The organism is Mangrovibacterium lignilyticum, from assembly GCF_010882175.1.
Classification (GTDB): domain Bacteria; phylum Bacteroidota; class Bacteroidia; order Bacteroidales; family Prolixibacteraceae; genus Mangrovibacterium; species Mangrovibacterium lignilyticum.
Genome location: NZ_WKLH01000002.1, coordinates 1,443,751 through 1,470,408, shown reverse-complemented (window position 1 = coordinate 1,470,408; position 26,658 = coordinate 1,443,751). Strand labels below are relative to the sequence as shown.

The following is a 26,658-nucleotide window of genomic DNA, read 5'->3' as shown; positions in this document are numbered from 1 at the left end:
AAGAGGGTCGAAGACCGAAAAAAACCAAGAAGAATAATTAACGAAGACGCTATATGAGAAAGTTAGATACGACATATTTGGGCTTGAAATTGAAGAACCCGATTGTTGTGGCCAGTTCGGGCCTAACGAACAGTGTTGAAAAAATTAAGGCTTTGGAAGAAGCCGGAGCCGGAGCAGTGGTGTTGAAATCGCTGTTTGAAGAACAGATTAACAGCGAGGTGAGTAACCTCATTTCGAAAGATCCGCAAAATACTTACCCTGAAGCGGAAGATTACATTCACAACTACACCCGTTTGAATACCGTAACGGCACATTTGGAATTGCTTCGTCAGGTGAAGCGAGAAGTGTCAATCCCCATTATTGCCAGCATCAATGCGGTAACAGCCAACGAGTGGACCGGTTTCGCGAAAGACTTTGAACAAGCCGGTGCCGATGCGCTGGAATTGAATATTTTCTACGTACCAACCAGTCGCAACGAGAAACCGGAAGACATTGAACAGTTGTACATCGATGTGCTCAATAAAGTGAAAGCTGAAGTGTCAATCCCGGTTTCGGTGAAAATAGGTTTCTATTTCACCAACCTGATTGCCTTTGCCGAACGTTTAATGGCGAACGGTGCCAAGGCCGTGACGATGTTCAACCGTTTTTACGAACCCGACATCAACATTGAAAAGCTGACATTGAGTGCTTCCGAAGTATTCAGCTCTCCGTCCGATATCCGTCGTTCGTTGCGTTGGGTTGGCCTGGTAAGTGCAGCGCTTCCGAAATTGGAGATCGCGGCATCAACCGGTATTCACGATGGTGACGCGGTGATTAAACAACTGCTGGCGGGCGCTCAGGTAACCCAGGTTTGTTCGTCGATCTACATTAACGGCGCACAAGTGATTGCCGGAATGCTAAAAGATTTGGAAATGTTCATGCAAAAATGGAACTTTAAAACCATCGATGATTTCCGTGGTCGTTTGTCGTATGCGAAGATTGAAGATCCGCAAATGTACGAGCGAGCGCAATTCATGAAATATTTTTCAAACAAAGGATAACTAATTTTTGCAACATATGAGAAGCCGGGTGTTAATCTTTCTTTTGGTACTGCTAACATCCGGCTTTTCTTATGCCCAAACCGGAACGCTGAAGATTGAACTGAAGGGAAATTCGTCGATTACTTTTTGTAAAGATTCGGTTCAACTGGCGCAGATGGTTGCCATTACCGGCGGCCCGGTGAATGGTGGATTAAAAGTCTCCATTGCCAACTACAAAAAAGGAGCGGAAAGCCTCGCCTGCAAATCTTCCGGTTCATCAATCACCACAAGCTGGAATAACAATACCGGAACATTGGAGATGAAAGGTAATGCTACTGTCGAAGAGTTTGAAGCAGCTATTGATAACACCTGGTATTACAATCTGACCCCCATTCCCGACACAACACCCCGGCATATTGCCATTAGTTTGAATGATGCTGATTTCCTCCCGGCCACTGGCCATTTTTATCAGTTTGTGCAAGAATGGGACGTTAAATGGACCGCAGCCAAAGTCGCTGCCGCGGCGAAAACGCTTTATGGTATGCAAGGATATCTGGCTACCATTACTTCGAAAGTTGAGAACGATTTTATCTGGACCAAAATAAGCGGGGTCGGTTGGATTGGTGCTTCTGATTCTGAAGTTGAAGGAGATTGGAAATGGATGACAGGCCCCGAAGCAGGAACCCTTTTCTGGAGGGGAACTTATCTGAATGGACAAGCGATAAATGGTGCTTATTCGTTTTGGGGGAATGGAGAACCAAACAACGTCAATGGAGAGTATAATGGGGGAATAGGGGAAGATTATGCGCACATTACCCAAGTGCCCGATCAACCGTTGAAATCATGGAATGATTTGCGTGACGAGGGTGATGGCCCCGATTCTCAATATTTTCGCCCCAAGGGCTATGTGATCGAATACGGAGGAATGGAAGACCTCGACCTTCAGTTGTCTGCCTCCTTCGATATTCAAATCCGGAAGGTGATTTTCAGTTCCAAGCTTGATCAAACTATTTGCCGGGGAGATTCCGTCAGGCTCAATCAGGATTTTAATGGTAGTTATTACTGGACACCTTCATCAGGCTTGAGCGATGCAGCTGTTCCGGATCCCTGGTCATCGGCGCTCGACTCGACAGTTTACTTATTAATAGCAGATTATGATGGTTGTTTGGATACTGCTGAATTTACAGTGAATGTAAATCCGGTTCCCAACTTCAATTTAGGCATCGATCAGAATCTCTGTGCCGGAGACAGCACGATCCTGGATGCAATTCCCGTGAATGATGCTGCTACATCGACTTACCGCTGGAATACAGGAGCCAATACGCAACAAGTTAAAGTCAGACGGACAGGAGAGTATATTGCTTTGGTTGAAAACCAATATCAATGTTTAGCCAGCGATACTATCGTGGTTACGGTGCACGACTATCCGGCTATTGCTATCGCCGATAAGAATCCGCTGTATTGCGACATCAGAACGGTAAATATGCAGACGACTGTCGATAAAGGTTCCGTCAACTGGGCGTCAACCAATGGGTTAACTTTTACTGATCCTACGGTTGCTGATACCGAAGTGCAGGCTTTGGATAGCGGATATTACCAAGCTTATATTGAGGTTGCCGATGCATACAACTGTGTGAGCCGGGATACGGTGTCGCTGCGTTTCTACGACACACCCACAACAGATATTAGTATCGATTCAACAACCTGTTCCGGTTATTCGCTGGAGATTGACTATGTTGGCGATGCTTCTGACGATGCGGTTTTTAGTTGGTACTACCCTGATCTTTTGTATCTCGAAGGGCAGGGAATTAAGGAATTGGATCTTCAGCTGGGATTTCAGCAGACTAATCAACGACAATTGGGTCTGCAGATCAGTGAGTCGGGTTGCCAAAGCGAGATCGACTGGACACCCATCCGGGTGACTCCCAACCTGGATGTGACAGCTGATATAACCGAAGGCTGTATGCCGTTGACCGTGAATTTTAAAGCCCAAACAACTGAAGAAATTGAAACTTATACCTGGGAGTTTGGTGATGGCTTGGATTTTAGTACAATGGATCCGACGATCACACACACATACGATTATGCATCAACCTACGATGTCACCTTGACAGTGACCTCCGCTGATGGTTGCTCGAACACAGGGACGCTGGACGATTTTATCACCGTTAATCCCCTAAAAACAGTTTACACAGACATTGATCCAAGTCGCTGTTACCCGCATCAATTTGATGTGAACTATACAGGCAGCGGGAATGATCAGGACGTTTATAACTGGGATTTATCAGAACTTGCTTCAGACGAGATTATTAATGACCCAGGAACGGCTATGGGGCCATTGACCATTAATTTGTTGTATAAACCGGAAGCTACTATTGGTTTACAGGTTGTTTCCGGCAAAGGTTGTATGAGCGAAACCAAGACTTTCAGTTTTAAGCGTCAACCGCGATTTGAGCTGACTGCCGATTATGAGCCCGGCTGTGCACCGCTTCAGGTTATTTTGAGTGCTGTAGCCTTCGACCCGGTCGATCAGCTGAGCTATGTTTGGAATACGGGAGTTCGCGATGGATTGGCAGGCGAAACAGTCTCGGAGGAATACACAGAGCCGGGGGCTGAATATCCGGTATCGGCCATTGCTATTTCAGCATTAACCGGTTGCGCTGACACTATAGTGCTCGATCCAGTGGTGAAAGTTCAGGAAGATCCGGTTGCCGAATTCGAAGCCGACAGCTATCAGAAATTGATTTCGGATGCTCTTTTTGAGTTTACCAATTTAAGTAGCGGTGCCACTAGTTTTGAATGGGATTTTGACGATGGAAAATTTTCTACGCAGACTAATCCCCAAAATCGCTATGAAGAAGTTGGCTGGTTTACGGTTCATTTGCTGGCCGAAAGTGAATTTGCCTGTATCGATACAGTGAGCCATCGCGTGCTGGTTGCTCCCGAAGATTTGTTCCCACCAAATGCCATCAACCCAAACAGTAGCAATGAGGAGAATCACGTGTTCCTTTTGGCAACTGATGCTGTGAAAACAGAGGGCTATGATATGCGCATTTTTAATCGCTGGGGAGATCCGGTTTTTGAGTCGAATGATAAAACAATTGGATGGGATGGTAAAATGGAAAATGGTGATTTTGCACCGGCTGGAACCTATGTCTGGGTCTTAACTTACCGCGATGTTTTGGATGAACCACACCAGCAAAAAGGAACAGTCACACTTGTCTTCTAACCGGCCTTCAACTTATAACGAAGGAATAAGCAATGCATCGCGGTTACGGCGCTTTTCACCCGTGTAAAAGATCAGGGAAATTTCATGAGCGGAACTTGAATAGTTGGTCAGTTTTGAAAGGCCCATGTCATAACTGTATCCAAATTTGAATTTAGGACGCATAACTCCAACCATGAAGATGAATGATTCGGGTTGAAGGCCCGATGTTTGCCGATACCAGACACCTCCGGCTATTGATTTTTCCAACAAGTATAAGCCCAGATTTAGTTGGCTGAAATTACCTTGCCGTTGGTAGATAACATTCGGCGATAAGGTAAAACGCCGGGATAATAAACCCCGGTGCCAGCGGTAACTTTTGGCGCCAAAATGTGCCGTAAATTTCATTGGCAACTTTCCGCGGTTGTCGCCGATGAAGACCGATTCTTCCGGTTGATTGAGATGATGGATACTGATTCCGCCGTAAAACGAGTCATATTGTCCCATTACACCAACGCCAAAGTCCGGATAAACCAGGTCTGCATTCTCCGGGATTTCTTCGCTTCCAAAATAACGATCGCCTGTCAGCTGGTTGATCATATCGGGAAATACCAGTTTTTGATAATCCAGCTTCTTATAGGTCATGCCAGCCTGTAAGCCTAAATCGACAAAGAACCTGGGGGTGACTTTAACATGGTGCGAATAAAACAGGCTGAGGTCGGTCTTTTCAACAATCCCGTTCAGCTCCCTGCTATTGTGAATTTGGGCACCGATACCACCTTTGAGCTTGTCGAGGTAGCTATCGAAAGAAACCGAATAGTTTACGTAGGTCGATCCTTGCTGTGGCCACTGATTGCGGTAATTCACAGCGACGCGTCCCTGTTCGGTCGTACCGGTAAATCCGGGATTCAAATAAATTGGATTGGCATAAAACTGCGAGTACTCGGCATCCTGAGCGTAGATTGCACAAAAGGGTAAAACCAGACTCAGGAATAACAATGCCTTTTTCACGTAATTCAGTTAAATGTTTGCGGGCTCATGGATAATGAAGAGCCTAAATTTAACTGATATTGGATTAATTCCTAACCTTTTGCGCGATTTTTATCCCTCTAAAAGCTTTGCGGTTCGATTCCGGCTTCCAACAATGGGAGAAATTCTTCAATCTCGTGTAGCAAACCTTGTTTGTCTTCGCTTAGTTCAGGCAAGGCATTTTGGATTTTGCGGCTTTCCTGTTCGCGAATCGCAGTCGAAATTTTACCGGTCATGTTGGTGATCACTGTGTGGGCTTCAAAGGCAACCATGAAATCCTGATCAATCATCAAGTCGATGAATAAGGACAGGTGATCACTGTAATCCATTCCGTTTTCCCAACAAGCGGAAACAAGGTATTGTAATTCAGTTGCATAGTCCTGATTTTTAATTGCATCAATAATCAACGGAATTGCATCGCTGTGTTTCAGTTCGGCCAACAGACGTGCAATACGTTTTTTAATTTCATTGTTTGAGGTCGAGTGCAACAATTCAATCAAAAACGGCAAGTAGGCAGAATTACCTGATTCGCTCAGTTGTTCGATGGTTTCGCTGACCAGGTCCGTGTTCCCGGATTTTAAATTAGTAATAGTTTTATTGTCGATTTTTTTGGACTGTTCTGTAGACATTGATGCAGGCTTTAAACGAATTCGTATTTCCTGCAAATTTAGAATAAGAACTTTGAAAATCAGGATTTGTTGGACTGAATGTTTACTTTTGCGGCAAACTTTTAAAGTTTTCAATTCGTTTTTAGGGGCCATTTAGCATCGCACACAATGGTCTCCAGGCAGTTTAGTCGTTAAATCAGATTTCCAATAATGCAGGAGAAAACCAGGGAGTTAGCAGAAGCACATGTCGGTCGGTTAATGTTGAAATACTTTATTCCGGCTTTCATTGGGGTGTTTGTTAATGCGCTGTATAACATTGTCGACCGTATTTTCATTGGTCAGGGAGTTGGTGCCGTTGCGCTCAGCGGCGTTTCTGTTATTTTCCCGGTGATGCTGGTGATGATCGCTTTTGGAATGCTGATCGGTATCGGAGCCAGTGTGCTTGTTTCCATTAATATGGGGCGGAACGATATGGCTCGGGCAGAACGCGTACTGGGAAACAGTTTTGCGCTGATGATTATCGCTTCTGTTTTAATCACTCTTATCGGGTTTTTGATTAAAGGGCCCATGCTAAAAATGTTTGGTGCTACCGCCGAAACGATGGAGTACGCCAACGATTACCTCAATATTATCCTGGTTGGAGTGATCTTTCAGGTCGTTGGTTTTTCATTGAATAATGTCATTCGCTCAGAAGGAAATGCCCGAATAGCCATGTATTCCATGTTGATTAGTGCCGGAACAAACATTGTACTCGATCCAATCTTTATATTCGGTTTGGGAATGGGGGTTAAAGGGGCTGCCTACGCGACCGTTATTTCCATGATGGTACTGGCAGTCTGGGTATTGTTGCATTTCCGAAGTAGTCGATCAATCGTCAAAATAAGGCCGGAATATTTTAAAATAGAGCCGGAGATAATCAACGAAATTTTGATCATCGGAATGGCGCCTTTTTTCATGCAGATTGCTAATTCTGTTGTTCAGGGTTTGATCAATACAAAGCTCATTCGGTTCGGAGGAGATTTGGCTGTCGGGGCGATGGGAATTGTTAACTCGGTGGCAACGCTCATCATCATGTCAGTTGTGGCGATTAATATGTCGACGCAACCCATCATTGGGTTCAATTACGGAGCGTGTCAAAATCACAGGGTGAGAGAAGCCTTGCGGTTGGCGATTATTTCATCTTCCGTAATATCGATTCTGGCGTTTATTATGGTTCAGGTTTTCCCCGATTTAATCGTTCGTTTTTTCAATGCCGAGGATCCGGCGTTGCTCAGTATCGGTCGGCAAGGGTTGAGGCTGGGACTACTGGCCTTACCAATTGTTGGTTTTCAGGTTGTGGCCGGAAACTTTTTTCAATCCATTGGCAAAGCAAAAATTGCGACGCTGTTGACCTTGTTGCGGCAGGTCATTGTATTGATTCCCTTGTTGTTTGTTTTGCCTAGCTTCTTCGAATTGGATGGTATCTGGATATCGATGCCCATTTCCGATGCCTGCTCGGCCCTGATTGTTATCTTCTTCCTTCGACGGGAATGGGCCAAATTGTCTGTTGCAGTTGCTGAAGCTTGACAGAAGAGAAGTTTTTTTAGAACGGAAATGGAAAGTTAAAATGCTTCGCCGATTCTGAAATAGATTCCCCAGTCGTCTTTACCAACAGCAGCATCCAATCCAATATTGAATTTCACTGCTTTAAAAGCTTGGTAGCGGTAACCGACACCTGCTCCCGGGTAGAGACTTCCATTGAAACTTTTGTTGTCGGATCCGTAGATCGTTGCCAGACCGGCAAATCCGACCAATCCCATCTTTCCATTGAAATTGTACCGGTATTCACCCTGAATTGCCATCAAGCCGTCACCACGGTATTTCCCCTCGGAGTATCCCCGAATATCTTTACCGCCAATTGTTACCTGTTGCTCAAAGGAAATATCGCCCAGTCCGAAAGTGCCGGAAAGACGGGTAGCAAGGACATCGGTGCCACTGCGCATCGGGAAATAGTGATTGTACTCTGTTGAGATTTTATTAGCCTCGACTTCATTACCGAACCATTTCGGGAAGGAAGTCCATTTCAGCTTCACATTATTCCCGGTCGTTGGGTAATAAACGGCATTTCGGGTATCATAGTGCACACTATATTCGATGCCGTTGTTTTTTGTTGTAGACGGAGCTTGAATATCATCTTCGTAGTTGGTTTTGTGATGGGCGTAGTTGTATCCGATACCACCGTATAGCCCTTTGGTAATTTTTCGTTGAATCCCAACGCTGATATAGATTGTATTTGTGCCGTATTCATAAAAGCCGGGTATATCCGTATCGTTCATGAAAAACTGGGAATAGTGATCGCCGGTGACAGCAAACAGTTTTGCTCGCCATTTATCTTCAGCAAAATGCAATTTATTGAAGAACCCGATGAAATAGGAGCCATTGGTTGTGTACACAGCTGAAACTCCGGAGAGCGATTTTGGGGAGACAACATCGTTCGGATCCAGTCTGTACATCATCATGGGGATAGCTCCAAACATGAAATCGAGATTTCGGTTGTAGCTTAAAAAAGGCATGACACTGAAATCGATATTCTTTTCAGGTTTTAGTGATGAACTTCCAATGCTGTCTGTTGCTTGTTCCTGGGCAAAAACCAATGATGAACAAAAAAGCAATAAAAGAGGGAGGGTGTATTTTTGCATCTGAAAACTATTTAAGGGTGCTTTTTACGTTTTTTAGCGCAAAAGTCTTAATCAGCCTGAAGGGAGTGATCGTAACTGTTGCCGCATTTCCCCAAATGACTTTTGTCTATTTGAATGGGATTACCTACAAGTTACGAGCTTGTTTTTAATATACAATCAGATGGTCGACATAAGATTTGTCGTGGTAATAAAAAAGAGGATGAAGGTTAACGCCAGATTATTGAAGCCGCCCTAAATTTTCAGGCGCAACATTAGTGATGAAACATGTAGGGCGGTGTTTTAATAAAAAAGAGCAGATCACTCTGGGTGACCTGCTCTCAAAATATTTTAAAGGCTTTCGTTAAATTTGGAAAGCTTCAATTTTGTTGCTGATATTTTCCAACTCAGTCATCACATCCTTCTTCATTTCCTGAAGTTTGTGATCATACTTCGTGAAAAGCTCTTTGTAGTAGCTGATGCCTTCCTGCATGTTTTTGCGGAAGGTCCGGTAATAAGAAGCTTGCTTCTCATCTTTGGCATGGCGCAATTCTTCCAATTTGTTTTCCAGATAATCAACGTACATGTGCAGCTCTTTCACAAACAGATTAGGACGATTTGTGTTTTGCAGCAAGTTGATCTTTCCGTAAATGTGGTCAACCATTTCTTTCAAACTGGCAATCTTGTTGAAATAAGCCAGGTTCGGTCCGGGGCAGATACTTACTCCTTGTCTCGGACTGTCAGGCGTAATTTCGTTAGCCAGATAAGTTGAATTGCTCAAGCCTTCGCACAAACATTCTTTTTCGGCCAGCTTATCAATCTGTAATTTCTTGCACTCAGCATTGGTCTCTTGTGCTTCTATTTCAGCGATTTTCAATGTTTGGTAACGACGCGATGCAGTACAAATAGGTTGATCCGTATATTCCGTATTGAAAACCAGGTAGCGTTTGGTACAAGGGAATCCTGCTTTGCCTTCTTTGCGGGTGTGCTCAATGGCTTTTTGCTGGCTTGTTCCGCGAACGTTGTTGAAATGAACCCCCAGAGGAGAGGCGTCGCTCAGGTAGAAGTCATTTTCACCCGAATTACGTAGCAGCTCCAAGCTGTATTTGTCGATGTGACAAGCTTCAGGAACCAACATAAAAGGGCTTCCCCAGCCAATGCTGTCCAGTTCATATTCTTCCAACAGAAAGTTGTGCTCTTCGTTAGTACCAACACCACCTTGTGCCGTTATTTTTACCTCCGGAATGCTTTCCATTGAGCTTTTGCCTTTGTCTTCCAAGCCTTTTTGAAGGACTGCAAAGACCGCTTCTTCCAATTCTTTACGTTTGGTGCGGAATTCTTCCAAAATCGGTCCAAGTAAATACCCTTGGGTTGCGAAGGCATGACCACCGCAGTTTAAGCCCGACTCAATACGATATTCAGAAACCCAAATTCCTTTTTTAGCCAGAAAACGTCCCTGTATCAGGGCCGAACGGTAATCACTTACTTTTAAGGTCACTTTCTTTTTGAACTGACCTTCAGCAGTTGGATAAAAATCCTCGAAGTTTTCGATATAGCTGTACAGACGAGGATTCATTCCTGCCGACAAAACCAGCGATGAGCTAAGCGTGCTGTTTGCAAAACCCCGTAAGGCGGCGTGCGCATCGTTGAATTCCGATGGTAAAGCCTCGCCGTCTTTGTAGTTCACCTTGTCCAGCTTGGTCATGATGTTAACATCGATGTTCCCTTTGGTCAGGTTTTTGCGTAACCAGGCTTTTACATCAGGCATGCTCTTATTTTGCATCGCATGGTTGAACTTCTCCTTAATGCTTTTTGTATCAGGTAATAAGTCGAAGTATTTTTCCAGCTCGTTGCTTTTTTGCTGGAAGTTATTCACCAGCTCATCAAATTTATCGCTAACCAGTTTGTCAACCAGGTTCAGGTAAGCCGTAATGCGCTTTGCCCGAAAGTCTTCAGCTTTGGTAGAAATTTCGTTAAACGGAAGGTCGAATTTTTTACTGTAAAATTCCCGCATTTTTTCAATCAGGAAGTCATCGACGATAGAAACCACCGAAGAGATTCCCAAATGGGCCACTTTTACCGGTGTGTCAACAGTGTAACCCAGTCCCATGACTGGAATGTGGAAAGAGTGTGCTTTCAAATTCATTCTTTTCAATTTTAGAACCAAGCGGATACAGCACAATGAAGCGACGCTTCATGTTCTAATCCCATATCAACTCAATTGGAGGCAAAGATATTGATTTTTTGAGGAACCTAGACTTTAATGGGTCTAAATTGAAAGAAACTCAAGCCTAAAAAAGTTAATTTAAAAGCCAGAGCCTCCGTGTATTTAACAAATTAGCCATTTGTGTTTAAAGCTTTTCCCGCAGAGCTAGTCCGGTGAACGATTTTTCGGCTTTTACCAGTTCTTCGGGTGTTCCTTCGAAAACTATTTCTCCACCGTTTTTTCCACCTTCTGGCCCCAGGTCAATAATCCAATCAGCTGATTTGATGACATCGAGGTTGTGTTCAATGATAACAATGCTGTGTCCACGCGAAATGAGGGCGTTAAATGAAACCAGCAAAATATTGATATCGTGAAAATGAAGGCCGGTCGTTGGTTCGTCAAAGATGAATAGGGTAGGGCTGTCTTTTTCCTTGGACAGGAAGGCCGCCAGTTTTACGCGCTGGCTTTCTCCGCCTGATAGGGTCGAAGAGCTTTGTCCAAGTTTGACATAGCCTAATCCGACATCTTGCAGGGGCTGAAGTTTATGGGCGATTTTCTTTTCCGTTGTGCCATTCCCCTCGCTGAAGAAATCAATGGCTTGGTTTACTGTCATTTCAAGGATGTCGAAGATACTTTTGCCGCGGTATTCAACTTCCAAAATATCATCCTTGAAACGTTTTCCGTTACAGCTTTCACACAGCAAGTGAACATCGGCCATAAACTGCATTTCAACATTGATTTCACCTTCACCCTGGCATTCTTCGCAGCGGCCACCATCGACATTGAACGAGAAGTGCGCGGGTTTAAATCCCTGGTATTTTGAAGCCGGTAATTCAGCGTAGAGTTTTCTGATTTCGTCGTAGGCTTTCAGGTAAGTCACCGGGTTTGAACGCGATGATTTTCCAATCGGATTTTGGTCAACAAACTCAATTCCGGTGAGGCGTTTGAAATCCCCTTTGATGGCATCATGCTGTCCGGTTTTCTCTGTAAATGTGCCAAATATTTTGGATAAGCCCGGGTATAGAATTTTACTTACTAAAGTTGATTTCCCGGATCCACTAACTCCGGTAACAGCAGTAATCGTGTTTAGTGGAAACTTGACGGTCACATTTTGAAGGTTGTTTTCGCGCGCTCCAATTACTTCGATAAAATCGGTCCATTTGCGACGTATTTTTGGTGTCTCAATGTTTTTTCGACCGGTTAAGTAATCAGCGGTCAAGCTGTTTTTGGCTTTCAGCAATTCCTCGTGATCCCCCTGGAAGACCAATTCGCCACCGTGAGTACCAGCCATTGGCCCAATGTCGATAATTTGATCCGCTGCACGGATTATTTCTTCATCGTGTTCCACCACTAAAACAGTATTTCCTATTTTTTGTAGTTTTCGCAACACGTTGATTAAGCGCTCAGTGTCTTTGGGGTGAAGGCCAATACTGGGTTCATCCAAAATATAAATAGAACCGACTAAGCTGGACCCCAATGAGGTTGCCAGGTTTATTCGTTGAGATTCTCCTCCGGATAATGTTGATGATAGTCGGTTGAGGCTGAGATATCCCAGGCCAACATCACACAGGAAGTTCAGGCGACTGGTAATCTCAATCAATATCCGTTTGGCTATTTTTTGTTCGTGTTCGCTCAATTTTATCGATTTGAAAAAGTCACGCAGTTCATTCACGGGCAATAACACCAAATCCTGAATCGGAGTTCCTGAAACTTTCACATAACCAGCTGTTTTTTTCAAACGGGTGCCTCGACAGTCGGGACAGGCTGTTTTGCCGCGGTAGCGAGCCAGCATAACCCGGTATTGAATCTTGTAGCTGTTACTTTCCAGCATTTTGAAAAAGGCGTTGATACCTTCAAAATATGCATTGCCGGTCCATAACAGATCTTTTTGTTCCTGACTCAATTCGTAGTAGGGCTTGTGAATCGGAAAATCGAATTTGGATGCCGACTTAATCAACTCTTCTTTATAGGCTTTCATGGTTTCGCCCTTCCAACAGGCAACAGCATCCTGGTAAATTGAAAGTGCTTTATTGGGAATGACCAAATCTTCATCAATACCGATCACTTTGCCGTATCCTTCGCACGAAGGACAGGCTCCAACCGGATTGTTAAAGCTGAACATGTGTTCTGTCGGTTCATCAAATTCGATCCCGTCAGCTTCAAACAGACTCGAGAAATGTTCTTCTTTCAGGCCATCTTCAGCATAAACTTTTACGATACACTCTCCATGTCCTTCGTAAAAGGCTGTTTGAGTTGAATCTGCCATTCGGCTCATATTATCATCGTCGCGATGAGCTTGCAACCGGTCGACGACAAGGTTGCATTGCCCGTTACTAAGTGGACTTTCTTCCTTTTGCAACAACTCGTCAATTCGTTCAATACCATTCGGGGTTTCAATTCTGGAGAACCCTTGTTGCAGGAGCAATTCTGCTTCTTCTTCAATGGAACGTCCGTTCTTCGACCGGAGAGGGGCGCAAATCAGCATGCGTGTTTCTTCCGGAAATGAACACATAAAATCAACGACATCGCCAACCTGGTGTCGTTTAACTTCTGTTCCCGAAACCGGTGAAATGGTTTTGCCGATGCGGGCATAAAGTAATTTCAGATAATCATATATTTCGGTCGATGTTCCGACTGTAGAACGCGGATTCCGGGAGTTTACTTTCTGTTCGATCGCGATTGCGGGCGGAATTCCTTTAATAAAATCAACTTCAGGTTTATTAATTCTACCCAAAAACTGTCGGGCATAGGATGATAAACTTTCAACATAACGTCGCTGGCCTTCGGCGTATAGTGTGTCGAAGGCTAAAGAAGACTTTCCTGAGCCGGAAAGCCCCGTAATGACGAGGAATTTATTTCTGGGAATTTGTAATTCAACGTTCTTAAGATTGTGAACACGAGCACCTTTTATGTGTATATATTGTCCCTTTTGGTTGACTGTCATCCGTATAATTTAAAATTTATTTACAAAAAATTTGCTTTTTTAACAAAAATCCAAGAATTTTACAAAGTGCAAATTTAAGAAATACTTTTACTCACCTTTTAAACTGGTTGCCTATTGACTGATTTTACTTTGTATTAACTAAGTATTAAATAGAAAGTAATGTTCAGCACTACTGTAGAGAACGACAATACGCTCGTTCTAAACTTCATTGGAGGTGACCAATCCGCAATTGAGACACTTATTCAGAGACACAAGAGTCGTGTTTACACGTACATCTTTCTGATTGTAAAAAATCAGGCGTTGGCTGAAGACATTTTTCAGGATACCTTTATCAAAGTTATCCGATCGTTGAAAACTGGTAAATACACCGAGAACGGGAAATTTATTTCCTGGGTGTTGCGGATTTCACACAACCTGATAATCGATCATTTCCGCAAGGAACGGCTTCTGAATACGTTTTCAAACGAAGATTCAGAGTATGACTTGTTTAACTCTTCAAAGTTTTCAGATGAAAATATTGAAGAGAAGTTGGTATTTGAGCAAATTACAGCTGATATTCGTCGGTTGATTGATGAATTGCCGGATGACCAACGACAAGTAATTATTATGCGACATTATCTTGGATTAAGCTTTAAGGAAATCGCAGATCGTACAGATGTTAGCATTAACACGGCGTTGGGGCGTATGCGCTATGCCTTGATTAACCTGCGGAAAATCATCGAAAAGAATAATTTACTTTTAACAAAGATTTAGAACTCAGGAACAATATTGTTGTTGCATAAGCGTTAAGGTTGTATGAGTTAATCATTAATATTAATGCTTATGGATAGAACATTTACCTGGTTTGAATTTTTAGTTATGTCTGAAGATGATCTTTCTGAATCAGTAGGTGAATTGGTTAATGCTGAACAAATACATTCATCTGATAAGATTGAAGGTCCTGCAAGTAAGGTTTTAGATAATATCCGGAAATTTGCAGAAACCTACGATACCGTTGAAACAAAATCAATTGGTTTTGTAGAGTTTAATTTGAATTGATTTTCAGAAAATCATATTGAAAAGCATCTTGAAAAAGATGCTTTTTTATTTTAATTTAGTGATATCAAAATGATATTAATATGAATTAAAATTTGAAGTCATGGAAAAAACTTATTCTGCAATTTCGGGCTATGTTATCGTTGCTGTTGAATTAGTGATTGTTTTGCTTGTTGTTCTCGGGTTCACCCGCGGGCTCGCATTACCTGCGGGCTTACTTATATTTCTGTTTTTTTTGTTTGTTCCTGGTTTTGTTGTCGTAAATCCCAATGAGAGTTCTGTTCTGACTTTGTTCGGCGATTACAAGGGGACTATTCGTAAAAACGGATTTTTTTGGACAAATCCTTTTTTTGCTAAGAGGAAAATTTCGTTGCGTGCGCGGAATTTGGATAGCGAACCGATCAAAGTGAATGATAAAATTGGCAATCCTGTCATGATTGGCGTTGTGTTGGTTTGGCGGGTTCAGGAGACTTTTAAAGCTGCTTTTGATGTCAACGATTATGAGCATTTTGTAACTATTCAAACGGAGGCGGCGATACGGAAATTGGCCGGACTATATCCATATGATAACTTTGAAGATGAAGATGCTGAGATTACTCTGCGTAGCGGCGGTGAAGAAGTGAATGAAGAGTTGGAACGGGAAGTAACCGATCGGTTGAAAATTGCTGGAGTTGAGGTGATGGAAGCGCGCATAAACTATCTGGCTTATGCGCAGGAAATTGCCCAGGCTATGTTAAAGAGGCAACAAGCGACTGCGATTGTTGCGGCCAGGTTTAAGATCGTTGAAGGCGCTGTAAGTATGGTTGAGATGGCTTTGGACGAATTGAGCAAGAAGAAAATTGTTGAATTGGATGAAGAGAAGAAGGCGACGATGGTGAGTAACTTAATGGTCGTGTTGTGTGGTGATAAAGAAGCAACGCCAGTTGTGAATACGGGTAGTATTTATTAAGAACATGTTGTTGGTTGAATTTTGCATGACCGGATTTAATTTTAGAATGGGCATGCAATAGCAGGAGGAGGCATATGGCAGGAAAGAAATCATTCGTTTTACGCATTGATCCCAGAGATTACGCTGCTCTGGAGAAATGGGCAGCCGACGAATTTCGGAGCGTAAACGGGCAATTGGAATGGATCTTTAATAAAGCATTGAAAGAGGCTGGCCGAAAACGGGAAAGCCCGGATCGAAATAAATCTTCAGATTCTAAAAATCAGAAATTATGAAAAAAGCATATCAATGCATTAAATGCGGAAATAAGAAAGCTGAAATAGATCAAATTGGAATGACAGGCACCGGATTTACGCGATTTTTTAACATCCAAAATCGGATTTATACCAGTGTTAGCTGCTCAAACTGTGGCTATACTGAGCTTTATAAGGGTAAGAAAAGTGGCAAAATTGCTAACGTTTTTGATTTCCTGGGTAACTGATATCTACTTAGCGGAGTCATAATTTCTGCATTGTGTTATATAGCATAGGTGGGATTTTCGTTTTTGTTAAGTTGTTAGCTTTCAGATAGGATTATAATGCTAATTTGAAACATTGAATTATTCTACTTTTAAAAAGATTATTTTCTCATAAATTCTTATACTTTTAATATGTATTTATGCAAAAATGTAGTCTTATACATAAGTATTGATAGCCAATGTTTGATGATTCACAAAAGAAGGATTGTATAACGTGCAGAAAGAGCTGCTGTGTAAATTGTTTCCCTGACAATGAGGCAGTTATTTTCAAAATGTTATCGGCTGATGAGTTGGAATATCTCATGCAGTGTAAGCAAAATATTGTTTTTAACCCCGGTGAGACGATTATAAAGCAAAAAACATCAACGACTCATTTTGTTTGTTTAAAAGAAGGAATGGCCAAGATGGTTGCTGAAAGTGACAGAGGTAAGAATGTCATCTTGCGAATTTTGGCTAATCACAGTCTGATTACGGCCGGAGGAGTTGTTAGTGATGATGTTCGCCATTTTACTGTTACTGCCATTACCCGGGTTGAGTGTTGTTTTATTGATTCGGACCGCTTGCATACACTGCTGGAACGCAACAGTCGTTTCGCCTATGAATTGTTGAAATATAACAACCGACAAAATATTCAAATGCTGGAAAGCCTGGTTGGTTTAACGCAGAAATATATGCCAGGCCGGGTTGCGGATACGTTGCTTTATTTGAAAAATCAGATCTATCAAACCAACCCTTTCAATTGTAACCTGAATAAGCAGGAATTGGCCGAAATGTCGGGTATGACAAAGGAGAGTTTTATCCGAAGTTTAAAGGAACTGGAGTTGTCCGGAATTGTGCGCCACACGAGGCGCGAAATTGAAATCTTAAAAGAAGATGACCTCCTGATTATAAGTAAAAATGGCTGATTGACATATGTCAATTTTTACTGCTCCTTATATCACCTGTTCTCATAGTAACGGAATTATTTTCAATTATAACTTTAAACCCTGTAATCTAACCTGATTATAGAGTTTGAATTAATTGAAGTGTTAAAACCTTATACTATGAAAATCAGAACAATAATTCGCTTGTTGACAATTGCAGCATTGTTGCTGTTTGTTATCCCCTCATGTGTGAAAGAAGGTCCGGCAGGGCTGGATGGACAAGATGGTACAGCTGGTGCTGATGGTGTCGATGGTGCTGATGGTGCCGATGGAACTGCATTTTGTATGGAGTGCCATAGTACGACAGTCGTTGATCCAATCAAATCAGAACTTGCATCTTCGCTTCACGCTACCGGTACTTCGTTTGCATATGCGGGAGGGAGAGAATCTTGCTCTCGTTGCCACTCCAATGAAGGCTTCATAACCTTTATTGAAACCTCTGCTGCGGACACAACTACCAGTTCAAATTCTATAACTTGTAATGCTTGTCACTCGCATGGAGATATGCCGACCTTCCAGGATGAGGACGGCAACGCCGTATTTGTTCGGACTACAGATCCTGTTGAGTTGATTATTGATCCAACAATTACGATCGACTATGGAAATGCATCTAATTTGTGTGCAAATTGTCACCAACCTAGAACCGCCGCTCCAACGCCTGATGGTGATGGTAATTTTGAAATTACAAGTTCTCACTATGGTCCACACCATGGTCCTCAGGGAACCCTTTTAATGGGGATTGGTTTGTACAAGTTTGACGGAACAGCAACTGTTCCGGGTGTTGGTGCTGCTACACACGCAACTGCCGGATGTACTACTTGTCACATGTACGAGGGAGCACACACATTTGCTGAGCCTTATTTAGATGCTTGTGCCCAATGCCACGGAGAAGTTGATGATTTTGATATCAACGGAAAGCAAACTGAAATTGAAGGCCTTATGGATGAGCTTGCTGCCATTCTCGTAACTGAAGGAGTACTTGGTGATGATGGACACGTTATTACCGGCACATATCCTGTCAATGTTGCTCGTGGCTTCTATAACTATATCGCTGTTGAAGAAGATAAGAGTGAGGGAGCACATAACCCAGATTATGTGATTGCCATCCTAAAGAATACGATTGAAGCTCTCCAATAAGAGAAGGTTGATATATAAAAAAAGCTTCTTGCAAAACAGAAGCTTTTTTTTAACTATTTAAAAAGCAAAAGTTTCGAATATGAAAAAATATAAATTATATCTTTTTGCTGCTCTTTTGGGGATGATGTTTACTGCTTGCGAGTACGAGTTTATACCTGCAGACGAGATACCGGATATTCCAACTGACGAACCAGTTAGTTTTGGAACGGACATTCTTCCTATCTTTTCGTCTGGCTCGCCACAGTGTATACAATGTCATAAGCCCGGAAGTCAGGCTCCTGATTTGACGGAGGCAAATGCATATCAAAGCCTTAAAGGATCGAAATATATTGATGAAGCCAATCCTGAGCAGAGTTATATCATAACTCACGTAGGTCCAGATTCGAATAGTCACACTCAACGACATCTTTCAGCCGCTGACGTGGAATACATTAGGGTTTGGGTTGAACAGGGAGCTGAAAATAATTAGTGGAAATTAAAAGAAATCAAACTATGAAATATAAAATATTATTCATTCTATTGAGTCTGTTGATTTGCACTAATTTGTGGGCTCAGGAAGAAGAGAGTGATAGTCCTGTTACCGATGTTTTTGCCGGTTCTATGATTATTGATAATCAGACTTCCTATATTCCGTCAGCCAAAACCTTGGAATTTGCAATTCAACACAAATTTGGTACGATTGAGAATGGTCATTCGGATTTGTGGGGTGTCTACAGCTCTGCTTCTGACATTCGCTTGGCATTAAATTATGTGCCTGTGGAGAATGTACAGATTGGCGCAGGTATTTCAAGGTATCGGATGACTCCGGATTTTAACTTGAAATGGAATGTTCTTTCACAAACCGCAAGCAATAAAATTCCGGTGTTTGTCACACTATATGGTAATATGGGTATTGACGGTAGAAACAAGGACGCCGTAAATGGAGGAATTGAGTTTAATGAGCGTTTCAGTTATTTCAGCCAACTTATCGTTGGACGTAAATTTACTGATTGGCTTTCTTTGCAAGGAGCAGTGAGCTTCTCACATGCAAACCTGGTAAACGAATACTATGATCATGACCGCGTTGGATTGCATATTAACGGGCGAATTAAAGTAACTCCGCAAGGAGCAATTCTTTGTACTTATGATGCTCCTTTGAGTATTGATAAGATTTCAGAGCAGGCTTCGTATAACCCGCAATATAAGCCAAAACCAACTTTGGCATTCGGTTATGAAATATCTACTTATACCCACATTTTCTCAATCTATGCGGGTAACTCCGGTAGTATTTTGCAGCAGAACACAATGATTAATAATAGCAGGTCGATTTCGAAAGATAATTTTGCTATTGGATTCACTATTACCCGTTTGTGGATGTGGTAAGCTAGTTGAGTTTATTATTTGAAAATGGTAATATCTACTAGTGAGGTATTACCATTTTTAGCTGAAAGGCAGTTCAGAAAAAGAGACAAAAGAAAATAAAAAGATATTACAAGCTGAAACCAATTAAATAAACGAAGCATCAATGAGGATTTTATTGATAATATTATTAGCTACTTGCCTTGGATCGCTAACGCAGGCGAAAGCGCAATACTACGATGATCCGAAAGAGCATCAGTGTTTAAAATGTCACTCGAACACTTCATATTCGTTCCATAACGAGTTGATGGATCGCGAAGAGAAGCGAATGATGAACCCCTATTATGTGTTGGACACTGTCGCTATGCGAACTGGTGTTCACCAGGTATTTGATTGTACGGATTGTCATTCCTATGAGTATTCGACATATCCCCATCAAGCGAATCTAAAATTGGAGCCCTTGGCAACATGTTTAGACTGCCACGGAGGTGATGAGACGTTTGCTTCGTATCAATTTGAACGCATTGATGAGGAAGTACAGAAAAGTGTACACTTCGACGCCTATGGAGAGAGTTTTAACTGTTCTAAATGTCACGACCAACACACCTATAGACCAATTGCCCGTACTGCCGAGAATGTTAAGGAAATTGTCGACTACAGCAATAAGATGTGTTTGACTTGTCATGCCAATATGCAGCGTTACGAAATGGTTGCAGGGCGTGAAAAGCCAGAGTTGGTTCAGGTTCACCGCTGGTTGCCCAATCAGCAACTGCACTTTGAAAATGTTCGCTGCATTGAGTGTCATACTGATGTCACTGATAGTTTAATGGTTTCTCACAATATTCGACCTAAGACACAGGCTGTGCGGAATTGTATTGAATGCCACTCGGGCAATTCCAAGTTAAAGGCATCTCTTTACAAATATGAAAACCTTCAGAAGCGTAGTGAAGGGGTCCTGGGAAATATCATATCCAATGATTCCTATGTGATTGGTACACACCAGGTGCCTTTCTTGCAGTGGCTGAGTGTGGTGATATTGATTTGTGTACTTGGAGGAGTTTTAGTTCATGTAATTTTCAGAATTCTAAAAAAATAGAAGAAATGGCAACCGATAAGATATACTATTATCCACTTTGGCTAAGAATTTGGCATGCGATCAATGCTATTGGCATTATTCTCCTAATAATTACAGGAATTAGTTTGCAGTCAGGAGTTGAGTCCTGGTTTGTCGTTCCTTTTGATAAAGCGATTGATATTCATAATGCTGCCGGTGTTACAGTGACTTTAAATTATCTCTTATATTTCTTTGGAAACATGTTTACAAAGAATGGGAAGTTCTACATTGTAAAGCCGAAAGCATTTCTGAAACGACCGATTAAGCAAGCCTATTATTATGCTTGGGGAATGTTTCACGGAATGAAAGCTCCATATCCTTTATCTGAAAAAAGAAAATTCAACCCTTTGCAAAAGTATACATACATATTAACCATGTATCTGGCTGTTCCTTGTGTGATCATCACCGGGTTTGCACTTTTGTTTCCGGAACTGATTATCGAAAAGGTTTATAACGTGAGCGGGATATTTATGACTGCCGTCTTTCATTCAGCCTTAGGATTTTTCATCTCGATTTTCTTGATTATTCATCTGTATATTGCGTCTATTGGTAAAAATCCGCTCGATAATTTCAAAAGTATTGTAACAGGTTGGCACCACGTAACGGGAAACAATGGATCTAACGGGACAAAATAGCATCAGGTTGATTTTCAATAACAAGTAACTGAATGTAGAATATAACTTGAGGAGAGAGATTGAGGTGTAGGGAAAAATAATTTACACCGATTATGGGAGCATATTGTAACGATTTTAAACGGCTGCCAGCGAAAAGTAATATCGGAATTATGAAAATAGTTCAGGTGTTACTTTTTGTTCTTTTGGGAGGCTTGAGTTCTGTCCACGGACAATCGGACGAAGATTGCTTTATATGTCACGATGATCCGGAACTCGATGCCGAGAAAGCAGGGCGGAAAGTGTCCCGGTATATCCGTCCGGATGCACTGAAGAATTCAGTACACGAACAGATTGAATGTGCCTCGTGCCATTTCGACGCTGCTGTTGAAGATTACCCGCATCCCGAGAATTTAAGTCCGGTTGATTGTGGGATGTGTCACGACGAAGCGATGGTCGAATTTAATAAAGGAATTCACGGGATCGCGTTTAAACGGAACGATAAGAATTCTCCGACCTGTAAAGATTGTCATGGTACTCACCAGATATTGAGGTCTGCTGATCCTCGTTCCAAAACGTATAAAATGAACATTCCGCTGTTGTGTGGGCGGTGTCACCAGGAAGGAGCACCTGTTGCCAATAATTATAACATTTCAGAACACAATATTATTGAGAATTACAGCCAGGGGATTCATGGCAAAGGATTGTTTAAGAGTGGTCTGATGGTAACCGCAACCTGTAACAACTGTCATGGAAATCACCTGATATTACCACACACGAATTTGAATTCCACAACCTCTCCCCGGAATATCGCTAAAACCTGTATGCAGTGTCATGTCCGGATTGAAGATGTTCACTTAAAGATCATCAATAAAGAACTGTGGGAGAAAAAGCCCGGTGCCATTCCAGCCTGTACCGATTGTCATCCCCCGCACAAAGTGGAGTTAAAGAATATATTAGAAACCATCTCCGATAAAACCTGCTTAAATTGCCATGAACAGGAAGACGTTCATAAAACCGTGGGGGACTCAATGGTTTCGTTAATGGTTGATGTGAATGAATTGGCCAGTTCCTCACACAATAATATTACATGTGTGAAGTGTCACTCTGATGTGACTGCCAACCTGAAGCGACCATGCGAAAGCGCCGGGAAGGTAGATTGTTCGAACTGCCATGCCGAAGAGGCTGACATTTATTTCTCCAGTGGTCATGGTCAGGCTTATTTTGCAAAGGATGAAAATGCTCCGTATTGTACCGATTGCCATGGAACGCATTTGGTCAAATACAAGGCGGATGAAAGTTCGCTTGTTTTCCGGTCGTCTATTCCCGAGCTCTGTGGTAATTGCCATAGAAAGGACGGAAGGGCAGCAAACGGTGGGATTGCACTTAAAGAGTCGAATGCATTGGCTGATTATTCAACCAGTGTTCATGGGAAGAGTTTGCAGGAAAAAGGTCTGCTGTCTGTCGCTGTGTGCATCGATTGTCATACCGCTCATGCCGAGTTAAAGGAATCTGATCCTCGATCGTCAGTTTATCCTGCGAATTTAGCGGCCACCTGTGGACGTTGTCATAAAGGTATTTACGATGAATATCGGGAAAGCGATCATGCCTATCACGAAACGAAAGACAAAATGGAGTTTCCGACTTGCGAAACGTGCCACACGGCTCATCATATTTCAGAAGTTCATCAGGATAAATTTATGGCAGAGATCACCGCGCAGTGTGGAAAGTGTCATGAGCAACTTGCCGAAACTTACCTGGAAACCTATCATGGTAAAGTTTATCAGTTAGGATACTTGCAAGCCGCTCGTTGTTCCGATTGTCACGGCGCTCATAATATTCTGCGCATGGATAATCCGAATTCCATGATTGGTCCGCGGAACATTGTTCAGACTTGTCGAAAATGCCATGTTGATGCAAACATGAAGTTTACCGGTTATCTGACACATGCCACTCATTATAACAGAAGTAAATTCCCTTGGTTGTATTATACATTTTGGGTGATGACCTCATTGTTACTCAGTGTTTTCGCATTTTTTGGGCTGCATACGCTATTGTGGTTGCCCCGATCGGTTGGGGTCATGCTTAAAAACCGGAAGCATGCAAAAATTGAGGGCAAACAAGTGTACGTTCGCCGATTCACTCAAAGCCAACGGATAACCCATATTTGCGTCATTATTACTTTTATTCTGTTGGCTTTAACAGGAATGATGCTGAAGTTTGCTTATATGGAATGGGCTAAATTTCTGGCTCGGTTGATTGGCGGTGCATTTGTCGCCGGAATTATTCATCGTTTCGCGGCCATTGCAACCTTTGGGTATTTTATATACCATCTGGTTTCGCTTATTCAAACGAAGAAGGAAAAGGGGCAAAGCTTTCGATCCTTTATTTTCAACCCGGATTCATTGATGTTTAACAAGCAGGATGTTAAGGATTTTTGGGCATCGATAAAGTGGTTTACCGGAATTGGTCCGAAGCCTTCTTACGGACGTTGGACGTATTGGGAGAAGTTCGACTACTTTGCTGTTTTTTGGGGCGTTGTCGTAATCGGTTCGACCGGCTTAATGCTCTGGTTCCCCGAATTTTTCACTCAAATATTCCCGGGGTGGCTCATCAATGTGGCTCAAATTATTCACAGTGACGAAGCGCTGCTCGCTGTGGGATTCATTTTTACTATTCATTTTTTCAACACGCACCTTCGACCTGAATCTTTCCCAATGGATACCGTGATCTTTACCGGACATGTTTCTTTAAAGGAATTTAAAGCAGTGCGTCCCCGGGAATTTGAAGAACTGAAAAGTTCAGGTAAACTGGAGGAATACATGGTCGAAAAGGAATTTTCGGCTCATAAAATGAAATGGATACGGATTTTTGGATTCACAGCCTTGTTCACCGGAATTGTGTTAGTGATATTAATCACTTTTTCAATGTTCTTTCATTAATGAGATGGGCAGAATTTGCTATGTCGAAGACTTGCTGTAGATAGCGATTTTGTTGTGTCTAATGTGCTATTTAATAGTCTCTAATGAATGTTTTATAAACGTTTTTTATCTGGGTTTATTTATTTAAATTGTAAGCATAATTTCATTATTGTGTCTTATGTAGACGCTGTATAAATTAGGCAGTTAGCTTGAATTATTTGCTTATTTTCTTCAACATTGTATAGGCCTAGTGAATCTAAACTTTGAATTTTAAAAATTATGAAACTTCCAGCATCAATTAAGAATTGGATCTCCATTACCGGAACACTTTTGGCCGTTTTTAATCTGGCTTCCATTTTGTCTTTAATGGTACTGAACGCCGTTTTCGGATTTGGAGGTTCTTACATTGGGTTGTTCATTTACATCGTGCTTCCAATCTTCATGTTTGTTGGTCTTTTTATGATTCCGATTGGAATGAGGATTTATCGAAAACGTGCACGAATAGCTGAAGCTGAAGGGAAAACGTTAAGCTGGCCAATAGTCGATTTTAATAATATTGCTGTTCGTAATGCCTCAATCATATTTATTGTTGGAACGGTTTTTTTGCTGATTATTTCCTCCATTGGTAGTTACGAAGCTTTCCATTATACCGAGTCCGTTGAGTTTTGCGGTAAATTATGTCATCAGGTTATGGAACCGGAATACACCACTTATCATGGTTCGGCTCACGAACGTGTGGCCTGCGTAGAGTGTCACGTAGGTTCCGGTGCAAGTTGGTATGTGAAAAGTAAAATGTCTGGTTTGTACCAGGTTTACTCTGTTTTGGCCAACAAGTATCCAACACCAATCCCAACACCAATTCATAACCTTCGTCCTGCGCGCGAAACCTGCGAAGAATGTCACTGGCCCGAAAAGTTTTATGATCGTAAACTACGGGTTGAGCATAGCTTTCTGGCAGATGATGAGAACACGGAAAATATTATTCATTTACAAATCAAGACCAGTTCAAAAAATACGGTTCACGGGATGGAGAAAGGGATTCACCAGCACATCAGTCCCGACGTGAAAATTGAGTATAAAACTTCGGTAGAAAACCGTCAGGTAATTCCTTGGGTGAAATATACGAATACCAAAACAGGCGTGACCGAAATTTATACCGATAGTGAAAATATACTCACCGCCGAAGAATTGGATTCGCTCGATACTCGTGTTATGGATTGTTTGGACTGTCATAACAGGCCGTCTCATGATTATAAAGCACCTCAAAACTTTATCGATCAATCGATGGCTGAAGGGCAATTTTCGAAAACATTGCCAAGTATTAAGCTGCTGGCTATGCTGGCGCTTAACCAGGACTATCCGACCAAGGACAGTGCATTTTATGCAATCAAAACTCAGGTGGATGAATATTATGAGATGACTGATCCTGATATCTTGGAAAACAGAAGAGCCGAGGTAGATCAGGCAATTGCGACAATACAGCAAGATTATGCGAATAATATTTTTCCGGAAATGAATGCAAGTTGGAAATATTATCCGAATAATATCGGGCATATGGAAACCGACGGATGTTTTCGGTGCCACAACGATCGCCACGCGACTGAATCGGGAAAAGTTATTTCCAAAGATTGCAACTTGTGTCATGATATTTTAGCGCAGGGAACTCCTGATAGTATTCAGTATTCCGCATCGTTTGAATCGCTTGATTTTAAACATCCGGTCGATATTGATGAGGAGTGGAGAACAGAGAATTGTTCTACCTGCCATTCAGCGCTTTACTAAAACTGCTTGCTGTTGTGTGATACAGCAAAAAGTTTTGGCGATTAGTTTTAAAGTTTTAAATTTAGAAGAGCTCAAAAGGGCATAGAAATGAAATAGATGGCATGGAATATGATAGAATTAAAATGAGATATGAATCAACTAAAATGGAAACTATGAATTACAAAAAATTGATGCTTTTATTTGGACTGATATTGTTTATCGGTTCTTTTGCTTCAGCACAGAGTTTTAAATATATCGGTGCCTCTAAGTGTAAAATGTGTCACAACAAACCTGCAACCGGCGAACAATATGCCAAATGGGAGGCAGGTCCTCATGCTAAAGCAATGGAAAGTTTGAAAGGGGCTGAAAAAGAGGATCCAAAATGCTTGAAATGTCACTCAACAGCTGCAAGTGTAGACCAGAGTTTGGTTGCTACCATTACGGTAGAAGAGGGTGTGTCTTGTGAATCATGTCACGGCCCGGGTAGCATATACAAGTCAGCCGGGATTATGAAGAATCAAAAGTTAGCATTATCAAAAGGTATGACTTTACCTACAGCCGATGTCTGCAAGAAGTGTCATAATGAGGAGAGTCCGAACTATAAAGGATTTAATTATGAGGAGTACTCTAAGAAAATTGCTCACCCAGATCCACAGGTCAAATAAGAGATAAAAATCGTAATCATAAACC

General features: G+C 42.0%; 22 protein-coding genes. 17 read left to right on the top strand and 5 right to left on the bottom strand.

Features of this window, described 5'->3' with window-relative positions; all coding sequences use genetic code 11:
• The first annotated feature begins 53 nt into the window (after positions 1-53).
• Entirely contained in the window at positions 54-1,040 is a 987-nt protein-coding gene (locus tag GJV22_RS13000) for a dihydroorotate dehydrogenase-like protein (protein WP_163714100.1), read from the top strand.
• Positions 1,041-1,056: 16 nt separating this feature from the next.
• The gene (locus GJV22_RS12995; RefSeq protein ID WP_163714098.1) at positions 1,057-4,248 is read left to right on the top strand and encodes a PKD domain-containing protein; all 3,192 of its coding nucleotides are present in this window, start codon (positions 1,057-1,059) and stop codon (positions 4,246-4,248) included.
• A gap of 12 nt (positions 4,249-4,260) precedes the next feature.
• Here GJV22_RS12995 and GJV22_RS12990 read toward each other — a convergent pair whose 3' ends face one another.
• Positions 4,261-5,235: a PorP/SprF family type IX secretion system membrane protein gene (locus GJV22_RS12990; RefSeq protein WP_163714096.1), complete on the bottom strand. Its 975-nt coding sequence runs from the start codon at positions 5,233-5,235 to the stop codon at positions 4,261-4,263.
• Between the two features lie 98 nt (positions 5,236-5,333).
• Positions 5,334-5,882: a HEAT repeat domain-containing protein gene (locus GJV22_RS12985; protein WP_163714094.1), complete on the bottom strand. Its 549-nt coding sequence runs from the start codon at positions 5,880-5,882 to the stop codon at positions 5,334-5,336.
• 189 nt (positions 5,883-6,071) lie between these two features.
• Between GJV22_RS12985 and GJV22_RS12980 the strand changes: the two genes are divergently transcribed.
• Positions 6,072-7,427 carry an MATE family efflux transporter gene (locus GJV22_RS12980; protein WP_163714092.1) on the top strand — a complete coding sequence of 452 codons (1,356 nt, stop codon included), beginning with the start codon at positions 6,072-6,074 and terminating at the stop codon, positions 7,425-7,427.
• A gap of 35 nt (positions 7,428-7,462) precedes the next feature.
• On the opposite strand, the gene GJV22_RS12975 is transcribed toward GJV22_RS12980, so the two are convergent.
• The 3 genes from GJV22_RS12975 to uvrA form a co-directional block, all read right to left on the bottom strand.
• A complete protein-coding gene (locus GJV22_RS12975) occupies positions 7,463-8,539 on the bottom strand; it encodes a BamA/TamA family outer membrane protein (protein ID WP_163714090.1) in 1,077 nt (358 codons plus the stop codon).
• Between the two features lie 340 nt (positions 8,540-8,879).
• Positions 8,880-10,661, bottom strand: coding sequence for a hypothetical protein (locus GJV22_RS12970; RefSeq protein ID WP_163714088.1), 1,782 nt, complete (start codon positions 10,659-10,661; stop codon positions 8,880-8,882).
• A gap of 205 nt (positions 10,662-10,866) precedes the next feature.
• Positions 10,867-13,665, bottom strand: coding sequence for an excinuclease ABC subunit UvrA (uvrA, locus tag GJV22_RS12965; protein ID WP_163714086.1), 2,799 nt, complete (start codon positions 13,663-13,665; stop codon positions 10,867-10,869).
• 159 nt (positions 13,666-13,824) lie between these two features.
• Between uvrA and GJV22_RS12960 the strand changes: the two genes are divergently transcribed.
• The 14 genes from GJV22_RS12960 to GJV22_RS12895 all read left to right on the top strand — a co-directional run bounded on the left by GJV22_RS12960 (position 13,825) and on the right by GJV22_RS12895 (position 26,633).
• Positions 13,825-14,418 (top strand): RNA polymerase sigma factor, encoded by a 594-nt coding sequence (locus GJV22_RS12960; protein WP_163714084.1) that lies wholly within the window; start codon positions 13,825-13,827, stop codon positions 14,416-14,418.
• Positions 14,419-14,487: 69 nt separating this feature from the next.
• Positions 14,488-14,703 (top strand): hypothetical protein, encoded by a 216-nt coding sequence (locus tag GJV22_RS12955; RefSeq protein ID WP_163714082.1) that lies wholly within the window; start codon positions 14,488-14,490, stop codon positions 14,701-14,703.
• A 100-nt stretch (positions 14,704-14,803) separates the two neighbouring features.
• The gene (locus GJV22_RS12950) at positions 14,804-15,649 is read left to right on the top strand and encodes an SPFH domain-containing protein (protein WP_163714080.1); all 846 of its coding nucleotides are present in this window, start codon (positions 14,804-14,806) and stop codon (positions 15,647-15,649) included.
• Positions 15,650-15,723: 74 nt separating this feature from the next.
• Positions 15,724-15,921: a hypothetical protein gene (locus GJV22_RS12945; protein ID WP_163714078.1), complete on the top strand. Its 198-nt coding sequence runs from the start codon at positions 15,724-15,726 to the stop codon at positions 15,919-15,921.
• A complete protein-coding gene (locus tag GJV22_RS12940) occupies positions 15,918-16,127 on the top strand; it encodes a zinc ribbon domain-containing protein (RefSeq protein WP_163714076.1) in 210 nt (69 codons plus the stop codon). Before GJV22_RS12945 ends, GJV22_RS12940 begins: the two co-directional genes overlap by 4 nt.
• Positions 16,128-16,342: 215 nt before the next feature.
• Positions 16,343-17,068, top strand: a complete 726-nt coding sequence (locus tag GJV22_RS12935; protein ID WP_317168697.1) for a Crp/Fnr family transcriptional regulator — start codon at positions 16,343-16,345, stop codon at positions 17,066-17,068.
• A 138-nt stretch (positions 17,069-17,206) separates the two neighbouring features.
• A complete protein-coding gene (locus tag GJV22_RS12930) occupies positions 17,207-18,223 on the top strand; it encodes a hypothetical protein (protein WP_163714072.1) in 1,017 nt (338 codons plus the stop codon).
• 79 nt (positions 18,224-18,302) lie between these two features.
• Positions 18,303-18,692: a hypothetical protein gene (locus GJV22_RS12925; protein WP_163714070.1), complete on the top strand. Its 390-nt coding sequence runs from the start codon at positions 18,303-18,305 to the stop codon at positions 18,690-18,692.
• A gap of 23 nt (positions 18,693-18,715) precedes the next feature.
• Positions 18,716-19,585: a DUF5777 family beta-barrel protein gene (locus GJV22_RS12920; RefSeq protein ID WP_163714068.1), complete on the top strand. Its 870-nt coding sequence runs from the start codon at positions 18,716-18,718 to the stop codon at positions 19,583-19,585.
• Positions 19,586-19,727: 142 nt separating this feature from the next.
• Positions 19,728-20,657, top strand: coding sequence for a cytochrome c3 family protein (locus tag GJV22_RS12915; RefSeq protein WP_163714065.1), 930 nt, complete (start codon positions 19,728-19,730; stop codon positions 20,655-20,657).
• 5 nt (positions 20,658-20,662) lie between these two features.
• The gene (locus GJV22_RS12910) at positions 20,663-21,310 is read left to right on the top strand and encodes a cytochrome b/b6 domain-containing protein (protein WP_163714062.1); all 648 of its coding nucleotides are present in this window, start codon (positions 20,663-20,665) and stop codon (positions 21,308-21,310) included.
• Between the two features lie 149 nt (positions 21,311-21,459).
• Positions 21,460-24,228, top strand: coding sequence for a cytochrome c3 family protein (locus tag GJV22_RS12905; RefSeq protein WP_163714059.1), 2,769 nt, complete (start codon positions 21,460-21,462; stop codon positions 24,226-24,228).
• A gap of 258 nt (positions 24,229-24,486) precedes the next feature.
• The gene (locus tag GJV22_RS12900) at positions 24,487-25,989 is read left to right on the top strand and encodes a NapC/NirT family cytochrome c (RefSeq protein ID WP_163714057.1); all 1,503 of its coding nucleotides are present in this window, start codon (positions 24,487-24,489) and stop codon (positions 25,987-25,989) included.
• Positions 25,990-26,141: 152 nt separating this feature from the next.
• Positions 26,142-26,633 carry a cytochrome c family protein gene (locus tag GJV22_RS12895; protein ID WP_163714053.1) on the top strand — a complete coding sequence of 164 codons (492 nt, stop codon included), beginning with the start codon at positions 26,142-26,144 and terminating at the stop codon, positions 26,631-26,633.
• The last annotated feature ends 25 nt before the right edge of the window (positions 26,634-26,658 follow it).